Annotated in this window: 15 protein-coding genes; 13 read left to right on the top strand and 2 right to left on the bottom strand. The window is 72.7% G+C overall.

The genetic code is table 11. The annotated features are described in order from the left end of the window. Position 1: 1 nt before the first annotated feature. The 4 genes from AAC134_RS12180 to AAC134_RS12165 all read left to right on the top strand — a co-directional run bounded on the left by AAC134_RS12180 (position 2) and on the right by AAC134_RS12165 (position 5,865). A complete protein-coding gene (locus tag AAC134_RS12180) occupies positions 2-697 on the top strand; it encodes an ABC transporter ATP-binding protein (RefSeq protein WP_339949399.1) in 696 nt (231 codons plus the stop codon). Between the two features lie 210 nt (positions 698-907). Next, the gene (locus AAC134_RS12175; RefSeq protein WP_339949359.1) at positions 908-2,947 is read left to right on the top strand and encodes a hydantoinase/oxoprolinase family protein; all 2,040 of its coding nucleotides are present in this window, start codon (positions 908-910) and stop codon (positions 2,945-2,947) included. Beyond that, on the top strand, positions 2,944-4,707 hold the full coding sequence (locus AAC134_RS12170; protein ID WP_339949358.1) for a hydantoinase B/oxoprolinase family protein: 1,764 nt from the start codon (positions 2,944-2,946) through the stop codon (positions 4,705-4,707). Before AAC134_RS12175 ends, AAC134_RS12170 begins: the two co-directional genes overlap by 4 nt. A gap of 525 nt (positions 4,708-5,232) precedes the next feature. Beyond that, on the top strand, positions 5,233-5,865 hold the full coding sequence (locus tag AAC134_RS12165) for a MarC family protein (protein WP_339949357.1): 633 nt from the start codon (positions 5,233-5,235) through the stop codon (positions 5,863-5,865). Between the two features lie 272 nt (positions 5,866-6,137). Here AAC134_RS12165 and pncB read toward each other — a convergent pair whose 3' ends face one another. Both pncB and AAC134_RS12155 read right to left on the bottom strand, forming a co-directional pair. Beyond that, entirely contained in the window at positions 6,138-7,433 is a 1,296-nt protein-coding gene (gene pncB, locus AAC134_RS12160; RefSeq protein WP_339949356.1) for a nicotinate phosphoribosyltransferase, read from the bottom strand. Positions 7,434-7,463: 30 nt separating this feature from the next. After that, on the bottom strand, positions 7,464-7,937 hold the full coding sequence (locus AAC134_RS12155) for a MarR family transcriptional regulator (protein WP_339949355.1): 474 nt from the start codon (positions 7,935-7,937) through the stop codon (positions 7,464-7,466). 246 nt (positions 7,938-8,183) lie between these two features. Here AAC134_RS12155 and AAC134_RS12150 point away from each other — a divergent pair, with 246 nt between their 5' ends. From AAC134_RS12150 to AAC134_RS12110, 9 genes are all read left to right on the top strand, one after another. Beyond that, complete coding sequence (locus AAC134_RS12150; RefSeq protein ID WP_339949354.1) at positions 8,184-9,032, top strand: FAD binding domain-containing protein; 849 nt, start codon at positions 8,184-8,186, stop codon at positions 9,030-9,032. After that, positions 9,029-11,770 carry a molybdopterin cofactor-binding domain-containing protein gene (locus AAC134_RS12145; RefSeq protein ID WP_339949353.1) on the top strand — a complete coding sequence of 914 codons (2,742 nt, stop codon included), beginning with the start codon at positions 9,029-9,031 and terminating at the stop codon, positions 11,768-11,770. Before AAC134_RS12150 ends, AAC134_RS12145 begins: the two co-directional genes overlap by 4 nt. Positions 11,771-11,772: 2 nt before the next feature. After that, entirely contained in the window at positions 11,773-13,269 is a 1,497-nt protein-coding gene (locus AAC134_RS12140) for a 6-hydroxynicotinate reductase (RefSeq protein WP_339949352.1), read from the top strand. 92 nt (positions 13,270-13,361) lie between these two features. After that, complete coding sequence (locus tag AAC134_RS12135; protein ID WP_339949351.1) at positions 13,362-14,216, top strand: UPF0280 family protein; 855 nt, start codon at positions 13,362-13,364, stop codon at positions 14,214-14,216. 18 nt (positions 14,217-14,234) lie between these two features. Further along, positions 14,235-14,816, top strand: coding sequence for an amino acid synthesis family protein (locus tag AAC134_RS12130; RefSeq protein ID WP_339949350.1), 582 nt, complete (start codon positions 14,235-14,237; stop codon positions 14,814-14,816). A gap of 319 nt (positions 14,817-15,135) precedes the next feature. After that, positions 15,136-16,179, top strand: coding sequence for a TRAP transporter substrate-binding protein DctP (dctP, locus tag AAC134_RS12125; protein WP_339949349.1), 1,044 nt, complete (start codon positions 15,136-15,138; stop codon positions 16,177-16,179). A gap of 177 nt (positions 16,180-16,356) precedes the next feature. Beyond that, positions 16,357-17,412: a TRAP transporter substrate-binding protein DctP gene (dctP, locus tag AAC134_RS12120; protein ID WP_339949348.1), complete on the top strand. Its 1,056-nt coding sequence runs from the start codon at positions 16,357-16,359 to the stop codon at positions 17,410-17,412. 152 nt (positions 17,413-17,564) lie between these two features. Continuing rightward, positions 17,565-18,128 carry a TRAP transporter small permease subunit gene (locus AAC134_RS12115; RefSeq protein WP_339949347.1) on the top strand — a complete coding sequence of 188 codons (564 nt, stop codon included), beginning with the start codon at positions 17,565-17,567 and terminating at the stop codon, positions 18,126-18,128. After that, the gene (locus AAC134_RS12110) at positions 18,125-19,441 is read left to right on the top strand and encodes a TRAP transporter large permease subunit (RefSeq protein ID WP_339949346.1); all 1,317 of its coding nucleotides are present in this window, start codon (positions 18,125-18,127) and stop codon (positions 19,439-19,441) included. The genes AAC134_RS12115 and AAC134_RS12110 overlap by 4 nt, the downstream gene beginning before the upstream one ends. Positions 19,442-19,611 lie beyond the last annotated feature (170 nt).

The following is a 19,611-nucleotide window of genomic DNA, read 5'->3' as shown; positions in this document are numbered from 1 at the left end:
TCTGCTTTCGGTCGAGGGCGTCGACGCCTTCCACGGCAAGGTCCAGGCGCTGCGGGGCGTCTCGCTGTCGGTGGGCGCGGGCGAGATCCTGTGCGTGATGGGCCGCAACGGCGCGGGCAAGACCACCACGATGAAGGCGATCATGGGCCTTGTGCCGGTGCGCGCGGGCTCGGTGAGTCTGGCGGGCGAGGAGCTCGCAGGCCTCAAGCCCCACGAGATCCCCCGCCGCGGCATCGGCTACGTCCCCCAGGGCCGCCGCCTGTTCGCCGAGCTGAGCGTGGCCGAGAACCTCGAGGTCGGCCTGATGACCCGCGGCACGGGGGCCGAAACGCGCGAGCGGTTGCTGGAGATGTTCCCCCGCCTGCGCGACCGCCTGCGCCAGCGGGCGGGCACCCTCTCGGGCGGCGAGCAGCAGATGCTGGCGATGGCCCGCGCGCTGTGCCTCGAGCCCTCGGTCCTGCTGATGGACGAGCCGACCGAGGGGCTGCAGCCCTCGATGATCGCGCTGATCCGGGAGGCCGCGCTGGAGATGAAATCCCGCGGCGTCGCCATCGTGCTGGTCGAGCAGCGGGCCGACGCGGTCCTGCAGATCGCGGATCGGGTGACCTTCCTCGACAACGGCCGCAGCGCCGAGACGGTCGAGGCCGAGACCCTGCGCGCCGACCCCGACCTGTTGCGCCGCCATGTCGGCGTCTGAGCCCGCCCCCCGCGGGGCAAGCGCCGCGACGCCCCGCGCGCGCGTGGCTGGTCTGCGGCCCGCGGCGCGGGTCGAGACCTGCGCGGGGGGCGACCCTGCCCAGGCGCGCGACGCCCGCATCGCGCCGCGGGCGGACCCGATCCCACGGGCGGGCGCGGGGTCGCGGCGCTCCCGCCGCGGGCCGACGACACGACGGAAGGACGAACTGCCATGAGCGTGGTCGCGGGCATCGACGTGGGCGGCACCTTCACCGACCTGGTGATGCTGGACGAGACGGGCGGCGGCGTGCGCCTCGCCAAGGTTCCCACCACCCCCGAGAACCAGGCGGGCGGCGTGCTTGCGGCCCTCGACGCCGCCGACGCGGACCCGGCCGCGCTGGACCTGATCGTCCACGGCACCACCGCCACCACCAACGCGGTGCTGGAACGTCGTCTGGCGCGCACCGGCCTGATCACCACGCAGGGCTTCCGCGACGTGCTGGAGCTCGGCCGCCGCACCCGTCCCCAGGCCTACGGGATGGTCGGGACCTTCGTCCCCGTGATCCCGCGCGACCTGCGCCTCGAGGTCCCCGAGCGGATGGATGCCGCGGGCGCCGTGCTGACCCCGCTCGACGAGGACCGGCTGCGCGCCGCCGCCCGCGCGCTGCTGGCGCAGGGCTGCGAGAGCGTGGTGGTCCATTTCCTCCACGCCTACGCCAACCCCGCCCACGAGCTGCGCGCCGGCGAGATCCTGACCGAGATCTGGCCCAACCCCTACGTCACGCTCGGCCACGCGCTGCTCTCGGAGTCCCGGGAATTCGAGCGGGGGGTGACGGCGGCCGTCAACGCCTCGGTCCAGCCGCTGCTGCAGCGCTATGTCGACCGGCTGGCCGGCGAACTCGCCAACCGCGGCTACGCCCGCGACCTGCTGGTGATGAACGGCAACGGAGGCATGGTCTCGGCCCGGCTGGTGGCGCGCGAGGCGGCCAAGACGGTGATGTCGGGGCCGGCCTCCGGCGTGATGGCCGCGGCCTATACCGGGCGGCGGGCGGGGGCGCCGAACCTGTTGACCTACGACATGGGCGGCACCTCGACCGACGTGGCGCTGATCAAGGGCGCGCAGCCCGCCGTCTCGAACGAGATCGAGGTCGAATACGCCATGCCCATCCACGTCCCGATGGTGGACGTGCGCACGGTGGGGGCGGGGGGCGGCTCGATCGCGCGGGTCAACGCCGCCGGCCTGCTCGAGGTCGGGCCAGAGAGCGCCGGCGCCCAGCCCGGGCCGATCTGCTATGGCCGCGGCGGGACCCGGCCCACGATCTCGGACGCCAACCTGATCCTGGGGCGGCTCGATCCCTCGCGGCTGAACGCGGTCGAGGGGGGCGTCTCGCTCGAGCAGGTGCGCGAGATCTTCGCGCGCGACCTGGGCGGCCCGCTGGGGCTGGACGCCGAGGCCGCGGCCGCGGCCGTGATCCGGGTCGCCAACGCCCGGATGGCGGGCGCGATCCGCATGGTCAGCCTGAGCCTCGGCGAGGATCCGCGCGACTTCGCCCTCTTCGCCTTCGGGGGCGCGGGGCCGCTGCACGCGGTGGCGCTGGCGCGGGAGCTCGGCGTCGCGCGCGTGCTGGTCCCCGCCCGCCCCGGCATCACCAATGCGCTCGGCTGCGTGGTCGCCGACATCCGCCACGACTTCGTCAACACGCTCAACCAGCCGCTGGACCACGCCGACATGGACCTCGTCCACGCCACCCTCGCCCGCCAGGCCGAGGAGGGCCGCGCCCTGATCGCGCAGGAGCGGGTGGAGGTCCGCGAGGTGCGCGAGCAATTCTCCGCCGACATGCAGTTCATCGGCCAGACCCACCTGCTGCGGGTTCCCCTGCCCACCGCCACCCCCACCCGCGAGGCGTTGCAGGAGCTGTTCGCTCGCGCCTACTGGGACCGCTTCCGCGTCGACCTGCCCGAAATCCGCCCGGCGCTGGTCAACCTCAACGCCTCGATCGTGGGCGTGCGCCCCGAGATCGACCTCGCCCTGCTGATCCCCGCCGAGGGCCGGGCCGCGACGCTCGCCGAGGCGCAGACCGGGACCCGCCGCGTCTGGTTCGAGGACGGCTGGCGCGAGACCCCCGTCTATCGCCGCGAAAAGCTGCCCGCCGAGGCCGCGCTGGAGGGGCCCGCCATCGTCGAACAGCTCGATTCCACCCTCGTCGTCGATCCCGGCTGCCGCGCCGCCGGGGACGCCGACGGCAACCTGATGATCGAGGTGGCGGCATGACCGACGCGCCCGTTTCCGCGACGACGCTGGACCCGATCACCCTCTCGGTGATCCAGGCGGGGCTGAGCCAGGTGTGCGAGGAGATGGACCTCGCCTTCACCCGGGCCGCCTTCTCGCCGATCATCGCCGAGGCCAACGACCGCGCCGACGGGATTTACGCGGCCGAAGACGGCAGCCTGATCGCGCAGGGTCCCAACGGGCTGCCGGTCTTCGTGGGGGCGATGCAGGAATCCACCCGCATCCTGCTCGAGCGGATCGGGCAGGGCGTGACGGCGGCGCCCGAGCCGGGCGACGTCTACATCGTCAACGACCCCTACCTGGGCGGCACCCACCTGATGGACGTGCGCTTCGCGCGCCCGTTCTATCGGGGCGGGAAGATCTGGTGCTGGCTGTCGAACACCGGCCACTGGCCCGACACCGGCGGGGCGGTGCCGGGGGGCTTCTCGGCCTCGGCCACCGCGGTCGAGCAGGAGGGGCTGCGCCTGCCCCCCGTGCGCCTGTTCAAGCAGGGGGTGCTGGATGCCGAGATCTACGCGATCATCTGCTCCAACATCCGCGTCTCCGAACAGCGGATCGGCGACGTGAAGGCCCAGGCCGCCGCCCTGCAGGTCGGCGCCGACCGGCTGGAGAAGCTGCTCGACCGCTATGGCGAGGCCACCGTCGAGGCCGCCGTCGCCGAGCTGCGCCGCCGCGCCGCCGCCCAGATGCGCGTGCATGTCCGCGAGATCCCGGAGGGTCGCTGGGAGGGCCTCGCCCATATCGACAGCGACGGCGTGGTCAACGCGCCGCTCGAGATCCGGGTGGCGGTCGAGCGGCAGGGCGACGACCTGCATTTCGATTTCGCCGGCAGCTCGCCGCCCTGCGCCGGGCCGATGAACTCGGTGCGCGCCACGACGCTGTCGGCGGTCTACCTCGCGGTGCGCCACATCTTCCCCGACGTGCCGATCTCTGCGGGCGCGTTCGAGCCGCTGCTGGTCTCGGGGATCGAGGGCACGTTCCTCGACGCGCGCTACCCGCGCCCGGTCTCGGGCTGCGCGGCCGAGACCTCCCAGCGTGTGGCCGAGGCGGTGTTCTCGGCGCTGGTCAAGGCGAGCCCCGAGCGGGTGACGGCGGCGCCGGCGGGGACCTCGGGCAACTTCGGCCTGGGCGGGGTCGACCCGGAGAAGGGGCGCGGCTTCGTGATGTACCAGCTGTCGGGCGGGGGCTACGGGGGCGGCGCGGGGGGCGACGGGCTGTCGAACGGCTGCTCGACCATCGGCATCTCCAAGGCGCCGCCGGTCGAGATCATGGAGCAGCAGTTCCCGGTCCTCTACCGCCACTACGCCCTGCGCGAGGACTCCGGGGGGGCGGGCGAGCATCGCGGCGGCCTGGGCCTCTCCTACGAGATCGAGCTGCGGCGGGGCGAGGCGCGGGCCTCGTTCGTGATGGACCACGGGCGGTTCGGGCCGCCGGGGGCGCTGGGGGGCCGGGACGGGGCGATGAACTCGGTCGAGGTGATCCGCGGCGGGGAGATCCACGTGCCCCCCCACCTGTCCAAGGAGCAGGACATCCCGATGGGTCCGGGCGACCGGGTGCGCGTGGGCACGCCGGGCGGGGGCGGCTACGGCGATCCAGGTGCGCGCGATCCCGCGAAAGTGGCCGAGGACGTGCGGCTTGGCCGGGTCGGGGCGAAGGCCGCGCGCGAGATCTATCGCGTGGCGCTCGACACGGCCGGAGAGGTCGATCGTGCGGGGACCGAGCGGCTGCGCGGAGGGGGGTGACGGGGGCGAGGAGGAGGGGACGGGGGCGAGGAGGCGCCCTGCGGGCGGGCTTTGTCCTGGACCCGCAGTTGTCGCGGGCCGGGCAGGGCGGCGTGGGCGGCCGCCGAGGGCCGCTCCCGACTCACCAGAGAACAGGCCCCGCGCCTGGTCTCCGGCGCCGTCCATCGCTTCTGGCTCGCCTGAGCGACTCGTCTCCGCCGGTCAAGGACAAGCCGCCCTGCGGGCGGTCGCCTGCGGCGATCCCTGACCGCCGGCGCCGAGTCGCTCCGTCGGCCGCCAGCGACGGACGGCTCCGGAGAACAGGCGCTCGCCGAGGGGGCCGGGCGTGGCGCCAAGGCGCCGGAAGGGCCGGCCGGGACACGGGGGCCAGAGGCGCCGGGGGCGAGCGGGGGCCAGAGGCGCCGGGGGCGAGCGGGGGGCAAGCGGCGCTGCGGGCGACGCGGCGCGCGGTCGGGGGCGGGCTTGCACGGGGACGGCGGCGGCTGGCAGCATGACGGACGCGGAATGGCGGAGGGGGCCTGAGGGATGCACGAGACGCTGCTGGTCGCCTTCGCGACGATGTTCGCGACCGTCGGGCCGCTGGACGTGGGCATCGTCTTCGCGACGCTGACCGCCGGCCAGTCCCCGCGCGAGCGGCTGGGGACCGCGCTGCGGGGGCTCGCCATCGCCGCCGCGATCCTGCTGAGCTTTGCGATCTTCGGGGACTCGGCGCTGGACCTGTTCGGGATCTCGCTGCCGGCGCTGCGCATCGCGGGCGGGATCCTGCTGCTGCTGATCGCCATCGACATGGTCTTCGCCCGATCCTCGGGCGCCACCTCGACCACCGAGGACGAGGCGCGCGAGGCGCGCTCGCGGCCCGACATCTCGGTGTTTCCGCTGGCCACGCCGCTGCTGGCGGGGCCGGGGGCGATGGGGGCGGTGGTGCTGCTTATGGCCGACACGGACGGCGACTGGGAGCGGGGCGCGGCGGTGGCGGTCGCGGTGCTGGCGGTGCTGGGCGTCGCCTTCGCCGCGATGATGCTGGCCAGCCAGCTTCAGCGCCTGATGGGGCGCACCGGCGTGCATGTCGTCGCGCGGGTCTTCGGCGTGCTTCTGGCCGCGCTCGCCGTGCAGTTCATGCTCGACGGGCTGGCCAACAGCGGGCTGTTCGCGCTGTGAAAGTCGTAGCTGGGGGCGATTTGCTACGGACCCGGCGCCGCCTTCACTCGTTGCAGAGGGTCGTGTTGCCGATGCGATTGTAGGTCTGGCCGACGCCGCCGCTGACCATCGTCAAAGTGAAAGACACAGCCAGAATTCCACATTTCCACATTCGCAATCTCCTATCATGGCGCGGGTGCGCAAGTCTGAGAACGAATATTACATGAGGACATGTCCGGACGCAGCGCGGGCGCGAAACGAGTCCCTCAAAATCGCGTCTTGCAGCCCTCGCCTCAGACCATGACCGGCCGCGCCGCCTGCTCGCCCACGCCGAAGACGCGCTTGTAGCGGGCGATCTCCTCGGCGGGGCCGGTGGCCTTCACCGGGTTGTCGGAGAGCTTCACGCAGGGCCGGCCCTCGGCCGAGACCGCCTTGCAGACGAGGCTGAACGGGGCCAGTCCGTCTCGCGGAGCAAGGCCGCGGAAGTCGTTGGTCAGAAGCGTGCCCCAGCCGTAGCTGACCTTGGCGCGGTTGGCGAAGCGGGCGTGCAGGTCCTCGATCACGTCGATGTCGAGCCCGTCGGAGAAGATGATCCGCTTCTCGCGCGGGTCCTCGCCATGGCGCTTCCAGAAGGCGATGGCGGTCTCGGCGCCCTCGGCCGGGTCGCCGCTGTCGATCCGCGCGCCGGTCCAGCGGGCGATCCACTCGGGCGCATGGGCGAAGAAGCCCTTCGAGCCGATGGTGTCGGGCAAGACGATGCGCAGGTTGCCCTCGTAGTCCTTCTGCCAGTCCTCGAGCACCTTGTAGGGCGCCTGGGCCAGCGCCGCGTCGTCCTCGCCCGCGAGCGCGCAGTAGACCATCGGCAGCTCATGGGCGTTGGTGCCGATCGCCTCCAGGTCGCGGCGCATGGCGATCAGGCAGTTGGAGGTGCCCGAGAACCGCGGCCCCAGCCCCTCGATCATCGCCTGCACGCACCAGTCCTGCCACTGGAACGAGTGCCGCCGACGCGCGCCGAAATCCGAGATCTGCAGGCCGGGCAGCGCCTGCAGACGCTCGATCTTCTCCCAGATCCGGGTCATGGCGCGGGCATAGAGGATCTGAAGCTCGAACTTGCCCATCGAGCGCAGGACGGCGCGGGTGCGCAGCTCCATCAGGATGGCGAGCGCGGGGATCTCCCACATCATCGCCTCGATCCAGGGGCCCTCGAAGGTCAGCTCGTACTGGTCGCCGCGACGCTCGAGCCGGTAGTCGGGGAACCGGAAGTTCTCCAGCCAGTCCATGAACTCGGGCTCGAACATCCAGCGCTTGCCGTAGAAGGTGTTGCCGCGCAGCCAGGTGCTCTCGCCCCGGGTCAGGCGCAGGGTGCGCACGTGGTCGAGCTGCTCGCGCAGCTCCCCCTCGTCGATCAGGCGCGCCAGCGGCACGTCGTCCGAGCGGTTGATCAGCGAGAAGGTCACCCGCGCGTCGGGGTGATTGTGGAACACCGTCTGGGCCATCAGCAACTTGTAGAAATCGGTGTCGATGACCGAGCGGACGATCGGGTCGATCTTCCACTGGTGGTCGTAGACGCGCTTGGCGATGTCGTTCATCGGAGCGGCTCCGGCGGGCGCAGGGATGCGTCAGGAAATGCGGTCGAGAAGCGCCGTCAGCGTGCGCCGCTCGTCGGGATCGAGGGGGGCGAGCGTCTCCTCGGTGATCTCGAGGGCGATCGGCGCGGCCCGGGCGAAAAGCTCCGCGCCTTGGGGCGTCAGCGAGACGATCAGGCGGCGGCGATCCTCCAGGCTCGGCTCGGTCGCCACCAGGTCGCGCCTGGCGAGCCGGTCGATGACGCCCTTGATCGTGGCCGCGTCCATCGAGGTCGCGCGGCCCAGCTGGTTCTGGGAGGCGGGCCCCTCCTCTTTCAGCTTGGCGAGCGCGGCGAACTGGCGGGGCGTCAGGTCGGGCATGCGGGCGGAGAAGATCGCAAGATGGCGCTGGTTGGCGCGGCGCAGCAGGTGGCCGGCCTGCGAGGTGAGGCGATAGCCGCCCTTCGCCCGCTCCGGACGTCTCTCCGCCGGGTCGTCGTCAGTCGTCGCGTTGCCGGACGCGGTCACAGGAGGTCCTCCCCCGCAGGCTGCGGTTTGCTTCTCACCTACCGCAGGAAGACGGGAAAGGACAGGCCCGCCGACCGGTCGGCAGGCACGGCGCGCGAGCCGGTTGCGGGCCATTGCGCAATTGACAGGCCGGGGGCGTCGGGCGCAGGCTTTCGTTGGTATGCAAATGATGCCCTGCGCCCGACCCTGAGCCCGCCCCAGCGCCCGGTTCCATGCCCGCGCAACCCGGCCAGCCCCGAGGACCCGATGAGCTACGAGCGCCCCGCCGACCTCGCCCGCGCCCTTGCGCTGCGCGCCGAGGGCGGGCGCGTCGTGCTGGCGGGCGGCACCGACCTGCTGGCCGCGACCACCGCGCGCGAGCTTGCCGGCCCGGTGCTGGACCTGACCGCGGTGGCCGAGCTGCAGGGGGTGACCCTCTCGCCCGCGGGCCTTCGCCTGGGCGGCGGGGCGAGCTGGACGCAGGTGGCCCGCGCGGCGCTGCCGCCGGCCTGCGCGGGGCTGCAGGCGGCGGCGCGGGTGGTGGGCTCGATCCAGATCCAGAACCGCGGCACGGTGGCGGGGAACCTCGTGAACGCCTCGCCGGCCGCCGATTCCGTGCCGCCGCTGCTGACGCTCGACGCGGAGGTGGAACTCGCCTCGGTCCGCGGCCTGCGCCGGATGGCGCTGTCGGCGTTCCTGCTGGGTCCGCGCCGCACGGCCCTGGCCGCCGACGAGCTGCTGCTTGCCGTGCACATCCCCGCCGCCGCGCTGGCGGGGCAGGGCGCGTTCGAGAAACTGGGCGCGCGCGCGCACCTGGTGATCTCGATCGGCATGGCCGCGGTGCGCCTCGTGGCGGTCGAGGACCGGGTCGGCGCCGTGGCGCTGGCGGTGGGCGCCTGCTCGCCCGTCGCCTGCCGGCTGGCCGAGGCCGAGGCCGGCCTGCTGGGCCGTCCGCTGGCCGATCTGCCCGAGGCGCTGGACGCGGCCGCGGTGACCGCCGCCCTCTCGCCCATCGACGACGTGCGCGCCGAGGCCGCCTATCGCCTGGCCGCCGCGCCCGAACTGTTGCGCCGGGCGCTCGCCGCCTGCGCGCCCGCCCCGGAGATCGCCCGATGAGCCTCGACGCCGCCGCGCCCGGCCTGGCCCTGACCCTGAACGGAGAGGCGGTCTCGCTGGCCGTCCCGCCAGGCCGTCGCCTGTCCGAAGCGCTGCGCGGCGCCGGCGCGCTGGGGGTGAAGTCGGGCTGCGACGCGGGCGACTGCGGCGCCTGCACCGTGCTGCTCGACGGCGCCCCGGTCTGCGCCTGCCTGACCGCCGCCGCCCAGGCCGAGGGGCGCGAGGTGCGCACGGTCGAGGGGCTCGGCGGGCCCGGCGCCAACGCCCTGCAGCGCGCCTTCCTGCGCCACGGCGCGGCGCAATGCGGGATCTGCACGCCGGGCATGCTGATGACCGCGACCGCCCTGCTGGCCGACACCCCCCGCCCCACCCGCGCGCAGGCCGAGCAGGCGCTGGGCGGGGTGCTGTGCCGCTGCACCGGCTACGCCAAGATCATCGACGCCGTCTGCGAGGCCTGGCGCGAGACCCCCGGCGAGGCTCCCGCGCCCGCCCCCTCCGGCGCCTCGGTCGGCGCCCGGATCGAGCGTCTGGACGGCCTCCCCAAGGTCGACGGGACCGAGGTTTTCGGCGCCGACGCGATCCCCGACGGCGCGCTGACGGTCCGCGTGATCCGCTCGCCCCACCATCATGCCGCCTTCGCCTTCGGGGATCTCGCGGCCTGGGCCGCCCGCCACGGGATCGAGGCGGTGCTGACCGCGGCCGACGTGAAGGGCTCCAACCGGTTCGGCGTGATCCCGCCGTTCGCCGACCAGCCGGCGCTGGCCCCCTCGCCCGCCCGCTTCAAGGGCGAGGCGGTGGCGCTGGCGGTGGGCGAGGCCGAGACGATGGCCGCCCTCGATCTGGCGTCCTTCCCGGTGGAGTGGACCGCGCTTGCCGCCGCCCTCGACCCCGAGACGGCGAAGTCGGCCCCCCCGCTGCACCCCGACCGCCCCGGCAACCTGATGACCGCGGGCTTCGTGGCCCAGGGCGACGCGCAGGCCGGCCTCGCCGCGGCCGCGTTCACCGCCACGACCACGATCGAGACCGCCCATGTCGAGCACGCCTATATCGAGCCCGAGGCCGGCTGCGCCTGGCTCGAGGGCGAGGTGCTGGTGATCCGCGCCTGCACCCAGGCGCCGGTGATGGATCGCGACGACACCGCCCAGGTGCTGGGGCTGGATCCGGCCAGGGTGCGGATCATCCCCACCGCGGCGGGCGGAGGCTTCGGATCGAAGCTCGACCTCTCGGTGCAGCCGCTTCTGGGGCTCGCCGCGCTTGCAACCGGCAAGCCCTGCCGACTGGTGTTCACGCGGGCCGAGTCGCTGGCCTCGACCACCAAGCGGCACCCGGCGCGGATGACCGCGACCATCGGGGCGGACGCGCAGGGGCGCATCACGGGGATGCGTTTCGACGGCGATTTCAACACCGGGGCCTATGCCTCCTGGGGCCCGACGGTGGCCAATCGGGTGCCGGTGCACGCCTCGGGCCCCTACCGCACGCCCAACTACCGGGCCGAGGCGCGGGCGATCCACACCCATGTCACGCCCTCGGGCGCCTTTCGCGGCTTCGGCGTCCCCCAGGCGGCGCTGGTGCAGGAGGCGCTTTACGACGACCTGGCCGGGAAACTGGGCCTCGACCGGCTGGAGTTCCGCATCCTCAACGCCCTGCGCGACGACGAGGCCACTGTCTGCGGCCAGCGCCTGAAGGGCGTGGGCATCGGCCCCTGCCTCGAGGCGCTGCGCGAGGACTGGGCCGCGGCGCTGGCGCGTGCGGCCGGGCACAACGCCGCCCACCCCGAGCGTCCCCGCGGCGTCGGGGTCGCGGGGTGCTGGTATGGCTGCGGGAACACCTCGCTGCCCAACCCCTCGACCATCAGGGTGGGGGTGACGGGCGAGGGGCGCCTGCGCCTGCACCAGGGGGCGACGGACATCGGCCAGGGCTCGAACACCGTCATCGCCCAGATCTGCGCCCAGGCGCTGGGCGTGGGACCGGAGGCGTTCGAGCTGATCGGCCCCGACACCGCCCTGACGCCGGACGCCGGCAAGACCTCCGCCTCCCGCCAGACCTTCGTCAGCGGCAACGCCGCCAGGCTGGCCGGCGAGGCGCTGCGCGGCGCGATCCTGCGGCTGGCCAACATGGGCGAGGGCGCCGCGATCCGCGTGGCCCCCGGCGAGATCCGGGTCGAGGAGGGGGGACAGGCCCACCGCATCGACCTGACGCGCCTTCCTCCGGACGCCCACGGCTACGCGATCTCGGCCGAGGAGACCTACGACCCGCCGACCCTGCCGCTCGACGCCAACGGCCAGGGCAGCCCCTACGCCGTCTACGGCTGGGGCGCGCAGCTCGCCGAGGTCGAGGTCGACCGCGCGCTCGGCACGGTGAAGGTTCTGCGCATGACCGCCGCCCACGACCTCGGCCGGGTGATCAACCCGATGCTCGCCGAGGGCCAGATCGAGGGCGGCATCGCCCAGGGCCTCGGCATGGCGCTGATGGAGGCGTTCCTCCCCGGCCGCACCGAGAACCTGCACGACTACCTGATCCCCACAACCTCGGACATGCCCGCCATCCGCACGATCCTGCTCGAAGTCCCCGACCCCGAGGGGCCTTACGGCGCCAAGGGCCTGGGCGAACACGCCCTGATCCCCACGGCGCCCGCGATCCTCAACGCCATCGGTCACGCCACCGGCGCGCGCATCGACCGGCTGCCGGCCCTGCCGCACCGGGTGAAGGCCGCCATCGACGCGGCGCGGGAGGGCTGAGCATGGACGCCCCCGCCCCCGCCCCCGCCCCCGAAGCGCGGCGCAAGGCCGAGAAGGTCCGCTGCGACGCCTGCCCGGTGATGTGCTACGTGGCGCCGGGCAAGACCGGCGCCTGCGACCGCTACGCCAACCTCGACGGCCGGATCGTGCGCTGCGACCCGCTGACCGTGCTCGACCGCCGGATCGAGGCCGGCGACAGCGTGGTCCCCTTCCTCGCCGCGGGCTGGAACGGCGAGATCGTCCCAGAGGCCGAGCGCTTCGTCACCGGCATCGGCGCCGGCACCACCTATCCCGACTACAAGCCCGCGCCCTTCATCGTCTCTCGCGAGGTCGAGGGCGCCGACCTCGTCACCGTGGTCACCGAGGCGATCTTCTCCTACTGCGGCGTGAAGGTGAAGATCGACACCGACCGCCACCTGGGCCCCGAGACGGCCCTGGTGCGCGCCCGGGGCGAGCCGGTGGGCCACGTGAGCACGGCCGAATACGGCTCCCAGATGCTCAGCCTGGGCGGCGTGCGCCACCTGACCGGCGGCGAGAAGGCCGAGGGCCGGGTGACCTGCGAGACCCTGCTCGCGCTCTGCAACCGCGAGGCGGTGGAACTGACCATCGACGGCGGCGAGAGCGTGATCGTCCAGGCCGGCGAGGCCCCCATCGTCAACGGCGTGCGCGAGACCCGGATGCGGGTCGGCTGCGGCTCTGCCACCATCGGCATGTTCGCGACCCAGTGGCGGGGGCTGGTCGACGAGGTGGTGGTGGTCGACGACCACATCACCGGCGTCGTTTCCGAGCACCAGGCGGGCAAGGAGATCGGCTGGCCCGACACCGGCATCAAGATCCTCGGCCGCCGCTCGACCCCCGGGCGTTACTTCCGGGTGGCCGCGCCCGGAACCGGCTGGGGGGGCGCGGACATCGAGGATCCGCTGCAGATCCTGGGGCCGTGGAACGCCAGGAAAGGCGCGCGCCCCGGCCTGACCCTGCTGATGGTCTCGACCACCGGCGAGCAGCACGCCTACTACGTGCTCGACGAGGATCTGGTCCCCCGCCCCGCCCCCCTGCCGGAGGCGCTGCGCGAGCCTGTCGAGATCATCGCCGAGAACTGCGAGCCGGCGCTCTGCACGGTCCTGTTCATGGGCGGGGCAGGCGGCAGCCTGCGCGCGGGCGTGACCCGCAACCCTGTGCGCCTGACCCGCTCGGTCCAGGGCGGCGAGACCACGATGACCAGCGGCGGCGCCCCGGTCTACGTCTGGCCGGGCGGGGGCATCACCCTGATGGTGGACGTGACCACGCTGCCCGAGCGCAGCTTCGGCCACGTGCCGACCCCGGCGCTGGTGGCGCCGCTGGAATTCACCCTGCCGCGGGCGGCCTACGCGGCGATGGGCGGCCACGAGGGCGCGATCCGCGAGGTCGAGGACGTGCTGGCCCGCGGCGGCGACTACGGCGACGCGGCCCGCTCGCTGGGCGCGAGGGGCGGCCCCGCCTGGCCGCCGCGCCGGAGATGACCGGGCCCTCGCGGCCGGAGAAGACGGGGCCGCGGCCGCCGTCCGGGACAACCGCCCCGGAGGCGAAACCGGCCCCCGGGGCGCGGCCCGGGATGGGCGTCCCGCGGGGGCGGATGCTGCCCGACGGCCGCCGCCTGCACCTCCATCACGGCCCCATCGACCTGGTGATCGAGGCCGAGGGCGACCCGGACGAGGCGCAGGCCGCGCTCCTCCAGGCCGCCCGCCGCTTCGATGGGCTGCTCGAGGAGCTGGTCGAGGAACTGCCCCTCCTGCGCCGTCCTCTCGACCCGGCCGCGCCGCCGCCGCTGCAGGGGCCGATCGCCCGCCGGATGATGGCCGCGACGCTCCCCTTCGCCGAGGTCTTCGTGACCCCCATGGCCGCCGTCGCCGGCGCCGTGGCCGACGAGGTGCTCGAGGCGATGATCGTCGGCCGGCGCCTGCGCAAGGCCTATGTGAACGACGGCGGCGACGTCGCCATCCACCTCGCGCCCGGCGAGGAGATGCGCGCCGCGCTCGCGGTCGGCGAGCGGGCGCGCGACGCGGGCACGGCGGTGATCGGCCACGCCGATCCCGCGCGCGGCATCGCCACCTCGGGCCGGGGCGGGCGCAGCCTGTCGCTGGGCGTGGCCGAGGCGGTGACGGTGCTGGCGCCCACGGCGGCGCTGGCCGACGCGGCGGCCACGCTGATCGCCAACGCCGTCGACCTGCCCGGCCATCCCGCGATCCGCCGCGGCCCGGCCCGGGACGAGGACCCCGACAGCGACCTCGGCGACCGGCTGGCGACGCTTTCGGTCGGGCCGCTCGCGCCGGACGAGGCCGCGCGCGCGCTCGAGGCCGGGCTCGCGGTCGCGCAAACCTTCCGGGCGCGCGGCCTGATCCAGGCCGCGGCCCTGTTCCTTCAGAACGAGGCGCGGGTCTGCGGACCCATCGCCCCCACGCCAGACTAGACGCGAGCGAGACCCCCCATGCCCGAATTCCGCCTCCGCCGCACCGCCCTGACCGTCGAGGAGATCCACCACGAGGGCGGCCCCGCCCCCGAGGCGCCGCGCCGCCGCGCCGCGATCGTGGCGATCGTCTCCAACCCCTTCGCCGGCCGCTACGCGCCCGACCTCCAGGGCGCGATGGACGACCTGACCCCGCTGGGCGAGAGCATGGCCGCCCGTCTCGTCGAGGCGATGGGCGGCCCCGGGAACGTCGACGCCTACGGCAAGGGCGCCATCGTCGGCGAGGGCGGCGAGATCGAGCACGGCGCCCTGTGGCATGTCCCCGGCGGCTACGCGATGCGCGGCCTGATCCGCCCCTCGAAGGCCATCGTGCCCTCGGCGATGAAGGTCGGCGGGATGGGCGCGCGGCTCGACGTGCCGCTGGGCCACGTGAACGCGGCCTACGTCCGCTCGCATTTCGACGCGATGGAGGTGGGGCTGCCCGACGGCCCGCGGGCGGGAGAGATCCTGTTCGCCCTGGTCATGGCGCAAGGCGGGCGCGTCCACAGCCGCATGGGCGGGCTCGAAGCCGGCGACGTCGCGGGCGAGGACGGCTTGCGCTGAGTGGGGGGCAGGGGAGCCGTTGCGGGGCGGGCGCGACCCGCTCCGTCTAGGGGCGAGCCCCTGCCGGACCGGGCGCGGAGCGGCGCGCGCGGCGGCCGGACCCGGCGGCCGGCGCGCGAGCGGCTGACGCAACGCTCCCAACAGGATTGTTCGCTCGCCTGACGACCGCCGGCAGGTTGCGGGCGAAACCTGCGCGCGACCGGGCATCAGTTTGAAACCCGTGTTTCATCGGAGTTGACTGATCGGCAGGGCGATGGTCTGAATGATTCAAAGCGCCGTACGCAGTGACAGGATGCGGCGCGCCTAAAGGGAGGAGTTCATGACCAACCAATCGCGCGGCGTAAGCCGTCGCGGGGTCCTCGGCGGCGCGGCCGCCGTCGGCGTCGCCGCCCCCGCCTTCATCGGCAAGGCCATCGCGCAGGGCCAGGTGACCTGGCGGGTCCAGGCGCACTGGCCCAAGGCCTCGGTGTCGTTCAACGACAGCCTGGTGAAGCTGGCCACGATCCTCGAAGAGGAAACCGAGGGCGCCTTCAAGATGGAGCTCTTCGGCGCCGGCGAGTTCGCCAAGGGCCCCGAGATCTTCGCCATCACCCAGCGCGGCATCGTGCAGATGGGCACCGGCTCGGCCTCCTACTACGAGAACGAGGGCACCTGCGCGGGCTTCGCCTACGGCATCCCCGGCACGCTGCGCAACGCGCTCGAGCAGATGCACTACATCAAGAACATGGAAGTCGAGGCGCTGTTCGCCTCCGAGCTCGCCGAGAAGGGCATCATCTACAAGGCCGAGAAGGCCTACCCGACCGAGCTCGTGGTCTCCAAGAAGGTCAACTCGGTCGACGACTTCCGGGGGCTGAAGCTGCGCTCCTCGGGCACCATGCTCGACTACCTGACCGCGGCCGGCGCCTCGGCGAGCTACATCGCGGGCTCCGAGCTCTACCAGGCCCTGTCTTCGGGCGTGGTCGACGGCGCCCACTGGGGCGCGGCCCAGGGCGCGCAGTCGATGTCGCTGTGGGAGGTGTGCAAGCATCACTATCGCCCGCCGCTCGGCTTCACCGACGACGCGTGGATCTTCAACGCCGATGCGGTCGAGGCGCTGCCCGACGACATCCGCACCGTCTTCGAGGCGGCCGTGGAGACGCGCTACTTCCTGCGCTCGGCCGAGTACATGCACCTCGAGGCCAAGTCGCTGTCCGAGGGCGTGGCCAACGAGGGCATCACCGTCGAGGAGTTCCCCGACGACGTGCTGGCCCTGTTCACCGAGGCCTCCGGCAAGATCATCGAGAAAGAGGCGGCGAAGTCCGAGAAGGCCGCCAAGTGCGCGGACAACCTCACCTCGCTGATGAAGGACCTCGGCTACTCCTGAGCCGAACCGACGTGACCGCCGCTCCGCATGCGGGCGGGGCGGCCCACGCTTGGCGCCGCCCCGGGCGGGGCGGTCGGTGACGGCCTCGCCCGGCGACGGGCGACGCCGACGTCATGCGCATCCGGCGCCCGGATCGGGCCCGGATTGGCCGGATCGGCACGTCAGGGGAGGAGACCCATGACCCAGGATATCAATCCCAGCCGTCGCGCGTGGCTGCGCGGCGCGGCCGGCGCGGGCGCCGTGACGCTCGCGGCCCCGGCCTTGATCGGTCCGGCCATCGCGGCCGGAGAAGTGGAATGGCGGGTGCAGGCGGTGTGGCCCAAGGCCTCGTCGTCCTTCGAAGGCTCGCTCGGCAAGCTGGCCTCGATGCTCGAGGAACGCACGGACGGCCGCTTCCGCTGGCAGCTGTTCGGCGCGGGCGAGCTGGCCAAGGGGCCGGAGATCTTCAACATCGTCAGCCGCGGCGTGGCGCAGGCGGGGACCTCCTCGGCCTCCTACATGGCCGACGTCTCCTCGGTTTCGGCCTTCGCCTACGGGATCCCGGGCACGCTGCAGGATTTCTGGCAGCAGAGCCACCTGCAGAAGAACCTCGGGATCGAGGCGATGATGAGCGCCGAGACCGAGAAGCACGGCGTCATCTACAAGGCCGAGAAGTCCTATCCCACCGAGCTGATCCTGAAGAACCCGATCAGCTCGGTCGAGGATTTCAGCCGGCTGAAGCTGCGGGCCTCGGGCGCGCTGCTCGATTACCTGGCCGCGGCCGGCGCCTCGCCCAGCTTCGTGCCGACCTCCGAGCTTTACCAGGCCCTGTCCACGGGCGTGGTCGACGGCGCCCACTACGGCGCGGCGGTGGGGGCCAAGACCCTGTCGCTGTGGGAGGTGTGCAAGTTCCACATGAAGCCGGCGCTGGCCTTCAGCTCCGACGCCTGGATCTTCAACGCCGACGCGATGGAGGCGCTGCCCGAAGACCTGCGCCTGCACCTCACCGCCCTGCTCGAGGAACGCTACTATGCGCGCACCACCGAGTATCAGCTGCTCGAGACTCTCGCCATCAAGGACGGGATCGAGACCCAGGGCGTGACGGTGCAGCAGTTCCCCGACGACGTGCTGGCGCGCATGGCCACGGCCTCGGCGCAGATCCTCGCCAAGGAGGCCGAGCGGTCGGAGGCCGCGGCGACCGCGGCGGACCGGCTGAGCGAGTTCATGTCCCAGCTGGGCATCGCCCGCGCCTGATCCGCCGGCCGGGCCGGCCCGCGACCCGGGCGGCCAGGCCTGCGCGCAGGCCCCGACGTTCCGCCGCCCGCTCTCCCTCAGGGGAGGCGCGGGCGGTCCTTCCCCTGACCCGGTCCCGGCCCCGCGCCGGTCCGCGAAGCATCCGAGGTCCCATGTTCGCCGCCTTCGCCCGAGCGATCACCTCGCTCAACCGATGGATCGGAAAGGTCGCCGCCTGGGTGGTGATCCCTCTGTTCCTGCTGCTGTTGTGCGACGTGGTCATGCGCTACTTCGCCGGCCGTCCGCTGATCTGGACGTCCGAGACCGCACAGCTGGTCTTCGCCGTCTATGGCACCATCGCCGGCGGCTGGCTGCTGGCCGAGCGCGGCCACGTCAACGTCGACATCTTCTACGGAACCTTCAGCGTGAAGCGGAAGGCGCTGGCGGACCTGTCCACCTGCTTCCTGTTCCTGCTGTTCGTGGGGGTGCTGCTGTGGCAGGGCCTCGACCTCGCGATGGAGAGCTACGAGAAGCTCGAGCGGTCGAACTCCGCCTGGAAGCCGCAGATCTGGTTCGTGAAGTTCTTCATCCCCGTCTCGGCGCTGCTGCTGTTCCTGCAGGGCATCGTGCGCATCGTCGCCGACGTGCGGGTGCTGATGGGCCTGCCGGTCCCTGACGAGATTTACGGCGCCCCCGGCTCCGCCGGGTCGGCCCATGGCGAGGAGAGCGAGGCATGAGCGTCGAGATCATGACCCTGATCTTCTTCGGGGCGCTGCTGTTCTTCCTGTTCCTGGGAACCCCGCTGACCTTCGTGCTGGGCGGGCTGTCCTCGATCTTCCTGTGGTGGAAGTGGGGGGACATGGCCTTCTACCTGATCGCCTCGAAGCTGTGGGACTCGATGTCGAGCTTCACGCTGGTGGCGATCCCGTTGTTCGTCTTCATGGCGATGATGCTCGAACGAAGCGGCGTCGCCCACGACCTCTACCGCATGATGCATGTGTGGTGGGGCGGCGTGCGGGGCGGGCTCGCGATCGGCACCGTGGCGATCTGCGCGATCTTCGCGGCGATGTGCGGCATCTCCGGCGCGGCCGTGGTCACCATGGGCACCATCGCCCTGCCGCGGATGCTCGAGCGGGGCTACGACTCCAAGATGGCGCTGGGCGCGATCAACGCGGGCGGCGGCTGGGGGATCCTGATCCCGCCCTCGATCCTGATGGTGCTCTATGCGCTGCAGACCGAGGTTTCGGTCGGCCGGCTGTTCGCGGCGGGCATCGGGCCGGGGCTGCTGCTGTTCCTGCTGGTCTCGATCTACATCGCGGTGCGCTGCTGGATCCAGCCCAACATGGGCCCCGCCCTGCCCAAGGAGGAACGCGCGGGCTGGGACGTGAAGCTCAAGTCGCTGGCCGCGGTGATCCTGCCGCTGTTCATCGTCTTCATCGTGCTCGGCTCGATCTTCGGCGGCTTCGCCACGCCCACCGAGGCGGCCGCGATCGGCGTCTTCGGCGCCATGGCGGCGGCGGCGGTGAACCGGCAGCTGAACTTCAAGAACGTGTCGGACTCGGCCAAGGCGACGCTGCGGCTGACCACGATGATCATGTGGATCCTGTTCGCGGCCCACGCCTTCTCGGCGGCCTACACCGCGCTCGGCGCCCAGGCGCTGATTTCGGACGTGGTCGAGCTGATCCCCGGGGGCAAGTACGGCGGCCTCGCCTTCATGATGGCGGTGCTGTTCTTCCTCGGGATGGTGCTGGACCCGGTGGGGATCATGCTGATCACGCTGCCGGTGTTCCTGCCGATCGTGGCGGCCAACGGCTTCGATCCGATCTGGTTCGGCATCCTGTTCGTGATCATGATGGAGGTCGGCTACATGACCCCGCCCTTCGGCTTCAACCTCTTCTACCTGAAGGGGGTGGCGCCCAAGGGGATCGGCATGGGCGAGATCTACGCCTCGGTGATCCCCTACGTGCTGGTCACGCTGCTGGGGCTCGCGCTGATCGTCGTGTTCCCGCAGATCGCGCTCTACCTGCCGGAGCTGTTCTTCTCCCGATAGGGCGGACAGACCGACACCCCGGGGGGCGGCGAAGGCTCTGGCCATCGCCGCCCCCTTGTGCATTCATGCTCGCCGGATCCCGACGGCCACCCCTCTTTTGGTGGCGGCGATCCCCGCGCCCGTCTCGCCCGGGCCCCCCCCCCCCCCCCCCCCCCCCCCCCCCCCCCCCC

Source organism: uncultured Albimonas sp. (assembly GCF_963977235.1).
In the GTDB taxonomy this organism is placed as follows: Bacteria; Pseudomonadota; Alphaproteobacteria; order Rhodobacterales; family Rhodobacteraceae; genus Albimonas.
This window is presented reverse-complemented; position numbering and strand designations above follow the sequence as displayed.